Below are 4,239 nucleotides of genomic sequence, written 5' to 3'. Positions count from 1 at the left end.
CCCCTGACCTGCGCTTCCGCAGGTCAGGGGCCCTCCTCCCGTGGGGTGAGTGACGGGACTTGAACCCGCGACTTCCTGGACCACAACCAGGTGCTCTACCAGCTGAGCTACACCCACCACGTGACGTCGTGCGGGGCACGGCGTGACGCGCTGAGCATACACGCCGCGCGGCGCCCGCCCCGAACGCCGCGGGGCGCCGCTGGGCCGTGCGGGCCTGCGGCTCAGGCCTCCGGGGTCGGCTCCGGCTCCGGCTCCGGCTTCAGCTCCAGGCGCTGCCCGGCGGCCTTGGCCGTGTCCGAGTCCGGCCCGGGCTGCGGCACGAACAGCACCTCCCGGTAGTACTTCAGCTCCTGGATGCTCTCGCGGATGTCCGCGAGCGCCCGGTGCCCGCCGTGCTTGCGGGGGGTGTGGAAGTACACCCGCGGGAACCAGCGCCGCGCCAGCTCCTTGACGGAGGAGACGTCGATGAGCCGGTAGTGCAGGTGCTCGGTCAGGCGCGGCATGTCCCGGGCCAGGAACGCGCGGTCGGTGTGCACCGAGCTGCCCGCCAGGGGCGCCTTGCGCGGTTCGGGCACCCACCGGCGCACGTACTCCAGGACCTCGTCCTCCGCCTCGGCCAGGGTCCGCCCCGCCGGCAGCTCGGCCAGCAGGCCCGAGGAGGTGTGCATGTCCACCACGACGCGGTCCATGCCTTCCAGCGCCTCCTGCGGCGGCTTGACCACCACGTCCACGCCGTCCCCGAGGACGTTGAGGTCGGCGTCGGTGACGAGGACGGCCACTTCCACGAGGGCGTCGCGACCCAGGTCCAGCCCGGTCATCTCGCAGTCGATCCACACGATGCGGTCCTGGACGCGGTCGCCGGTCCCGGCCGGCGTTGAGCTGCTCACCCGCCCAGCGTAGTCAGCGGGCCCGCGGGCTCGCGGCTACGCTCGCGGGGTGCCGGCGGACCCCCCCAGCAGCACCGCGGTGGCGCTCGCGCCCCGGCGCTCCCTGCTGGTGCTCACCGTCGCCGTCCTGCTGGTGTGCGGGGGGCTCAGCTTCGGGGCCGTCACCGCCGAGGTCGGGCTCTCCGGGGCGCTGCCCGCCCTGGCCCTGGCCGCCGTCCCCGTGGGGCCCGTGCTGGCCGCCGTGATGTGGCTGGACCGCCACGAGGCCGAGCCCCCGCACCTGCTGGCCTTCGCCTTCGGCTGGGGGGCGTGCGTGGCCAGCCTGGGCGCCCTGGTGCTCAACTCCCTGTCCTCGCGCCTGCTGGACCGCGCCGTCGGCGACGTGACGAACACCTCCGTGCTCGTGGCGCCCGTCGTGGAGGAGGTCCTCAAGGGCCTGGGCGTCCTGCTGGTGCTGCTCAAGCAGCGCCGGCAGTTCGACGGCGTGGTCGACGGCATCGTGTACGCCGCGTTCGTGGGGGTGGGCTTCGCCTACCTGGAGAACGTCCTGTACCTGGGCCGCGCCCTCGGCGACGGCGAACCCGCCTCGCTGGTCGCGGTCTTCGTGCTGCGCTGCCTGGTCTCGCCGTTCGCGCACCCGCTGTTCACCATGGCCGTCGGGGTGGGCCTGGGGCTGGCGGCCGGGCGCGGGCCGCTGCCGGCGCGGGTCGGGGCGCCGGTGGCCGGGCTCGTGCTGGCCGTCGGGCTGCACTCGCTGTGGAACGCCAGCGCCGGGGCGGGCGTGACGGTGTTCGTCGAGCTGTACCTGCTGCTGCAGGTGCCGGTGTTCGTCGCCGCGCTGGGCGTGGCCCTGGCGGCCCGGGCGCGCGAGGCGCGCCTGGTCGGGCGCTCCCTGCAGGTGTACGTGCGCACCGGCTGGCTCCTGCCGGAGGAGGTGCGCGTGCTGTCCTCGCCGCGCGCGCGCCGCTCGGCCCGCCTGGCCGCCCGCGACGCCGGCGGGCGCCCGGCCGCCGGTGCCGTGCGCGACTTCCAGGAGACCGCCACCGCGCTGGCCTTCCGCCGCGACCGGGTGCGCCGCGGCACCGACCCCGGCTCGCCGGAGGAGGAGCTGGCGCTGCTGCAGCGGCTGTCCGTGGAGCGGGCCCGCGTGCTGGCGCTGCTGCCCCCGCCCCCCGCCCCGGCGCGGCCGGCGCAGGGGTGGTGAGAGGCGTCTCACGTGTGACGTGGGGCACCGTGCGGCCTCCCCGGCGGCGGTGCGCTCCTGCGAGGCCGTAACCTTCCAGGGTCGATGGAGCCGCACGAGAGACGAGGGTGAGTCCGTTGCCCGCTGCGAACCGGTACGACGCCGTTCTCATCGGGGGCGGGGTCATGAGCGCTACGCTCGCCACCGTCCTCGCCGAGCTGGAACCCGACTGGTCGATCCTCGTGCTGGAGAAGCTCGACGCCATCGGCGCCGAGAGCTCCGACGCCTGGAACAACGCCGGCACCGGCCACTCGGCGCTGTGCGAGCTGAACTACACCCCGGCCCGGCCCGACGGCACCGTGGACATCACCAAGGCCGTCGCGATCAACGAGCAGTTCCAGGTGAGCCGGCAGTTCTGGGCCCACCTGGTCGAGACGGGCGTGCTGGCCGACCCGGGGTCCTTCATCAACCCCGTCGCCCACATGAGCTTCGTGCGTTCGCGCGACGTGGAGTTCCTGCGGGCCCGCCACGAGGCGCTGTCGCAGCACCCCCTGTTCGCCGGCATGGAGTGGTCCACCGACCACGCCGAGATCGGGCGCTGGGCGCCGCTGCTGATGGCCGGGCGCGACCCCGGCGAGCGGGTGGCGGCCACCCGCTCCGCCGCCGGCACCGACGTGGACTTCGGCGCCCTGACCCGCTCGCTGCTGACCGGCGCGGCCGGCCGCGGCGTGGAGCTGCTCACCGGCCACGCCGTCTCGGACCTGACCCGGCGCGGGTCGGGGTGGACGGTGAAGGGCACCGCCACCGGCGGCGGCTCCTTCGAGGTCGCCACCCCCTTCGTGTTCGTCGGTGCCGGCGGGGGAGCGCTGCACCTGCTGCAGCGCAGCGGGATCCCCGAGGGCAAGGGGTTCGGCGGCTTCCCCGTCAGCGGGCAGTGGCTGCGCTGCACCCGGCCCGAGGTCGTCGAGCAGCACGCCGCGAAGGTCTACGGGCAGGCGGAGGTCGGCGCTCCGCCGATGTCCGTGCCGCACCTGGACACCCGCGTCATGGACGGCCGCCGCTCGCTGATGTTCGGGCCCTACGCCGGGTTCTCCCCCCGGTTCCTGAAGAAGGGCTCGCTGCTGGACCTGCCGCTGTCGGTGAAGCCGGACAACCTGCTGCCGATGCTCGCCGTGGCCCGCGACAACGTGCCGCTGATGACCTACCTCGCCAAGCAGCTCGCGCAGTCCACGGAGCAGCGGATCGAGGCGCTGAAGGTGTTCTACCCCGACGCCCGCTCCGAGGACTGGGAGCTGCTGACCGCCGGGCAGCGCGTGCAGGTCATCAAGAAGGGCCCGCGCGGCGGCGTGCTGCAGTTCGGCACCGAGCTCGTCAACGCCGCCGACGGCTCCGTCGCCGCGCTGCTGGGCGCGTCCCCGGGTGCCTCCACCGCCGTGGACGTCGTGCTGCGGCTGCTGCGGCAGTGCTTCCCGGCGCACCAGGACGCCTGGCGCGAGCGCCTCGTCGGCATGGTGCCCTCCTACGGGCGCCCGCTGTCCGACGACCCCGACCTGCTCGTCAAGACGCTGGCGCGCACCGCCGACGCGCTGCACCTGGCCGCCTGAGCCGCGCCGTCGCGGTGCGCCACGGGCTGCTGCCCTCCCCGCTGGGGGAGCTGACCGTCGCGCGGGACGAGCACGGTCTCGTGGGGGTCTGGTACCCCGACCACCGCGGCGGGCGCCCGGCCGACCTGGGCGAGCGCGACGACGACGCCTTCGCCGACGTCGCCGCCCAGCTGGCGGAGTACTTCACCGGGCGCCGCACCGCGTTCGACCTGCCGCTGGCCCCGCGCGGGGACGCCTTCGAGACGCGCGTGCGGGCGGTGCTGCTCGAGATCCCGTACGGCGCCACGCGCAGCTACGGCGAGCTGGCCCGTGCCCTGGGCGGGCCGGGGTACGCGCAGGCCGTGGGTGCCGCCAACGGGCGCAACTCGCTGTCGGTGGTGGTGCCCTGCCACCGGGTCGTCGGCGCGGACGGCGCCCTGACGGGCTACGCGGGCGGGCTGTGGCGCAAGCGGTTCCTGCTGTCCCTGGAGGAACCCGCCGCCGACGACGCCGGCCGCCTCTTCTGACCCCTCCCACCCCCTCCGGACCCTCGGTGATCAAGGAAGTTGCAACTTCCTTGATCACC

The 4,239-nt window shown here is 74.9% G+C and carries 4 protein-coding genes and 1 tRNA gene; 3 read left to right on the top strand and 2 right to left on the bottom strand.

The features are described from left to right. Positions 1-41: 41 nt before the first annotated feature. Positions 42-117 (bottom strand) — tRNA-His (locus ACRYM0_RS20435). Positions 118-221: 104 nt separating this feature from the next. Then, a complete protein-coding gene (gene orn / locus ACRYM0_RS20430; protein WP_432507684.1) occupies positions 222-887 on the bottom strand; it encodes an oligoribonuclease in 666 nt (221 codons plus the stop codon). 49 nt (positions 888-936) lie between these two features. Here orn and ACRYM0_RS20425 point away from each other — a divergent pair, with 49 nt between their 5' ends. The 3 genes from ACRYM0_RS20425 (at position 937) to ACRYM0_RS20415 (ending at position 4,180) form a co-directional block, all read left to right on the top strand. Next, positions 937-2,091, top strand: coding sequence for a PrsW family intramembrane metalloprotease (locus ACRYM0_RS20425; protein WP_432507683.1), 1,155 nt, complete (start codon positions 937-939; stop codon positions 2,089-2,091). A 107-nt stretch (positions 2,092-2,198) separates the two neighbouring features. Further along, positions 2,199-3,674 carry a malate:quinone oxidoreductase gene (locus ACRYM0_RS20420; RefSeq protein ID WP_432507682.1) on the top strand — a complete coding sequence of 492 codons (1,476 nt, stop codon included), beginning with the start codon at positions 2,199-2,201 and terminating at the stop codon, positions 3,672-3,674. A 14-nt stretch (positions 3,675-3,688) separates the two neighbouring features. Continuing rightward, positions 3,689-4,180, top strand: a complete 492-nt coding sequence (locus tag ACRYM0_RS20415) for a methylated-DNA--[protein]-cysteine S-methyltransferase (protein WP_432507681.1) — start codon at positions 3,689-3,691, stop codon at positions 4,178-4,180. Positions 4,181-4,239: the final 59 nt, after the last annotated feature.

Origin of the sequence: Kineococcus arenarius subsp. arenarius (genome assembly GCF_050871845.1) — a bacterium.
Lineage (GTDB): Bacteria > Actinomycetota > Actinomycetes > Actinomycetales > Kineococcaceae > Kineococcus.
This window is presented reverse-complemented; position numbering and strand designations above follow the sequence as displayed.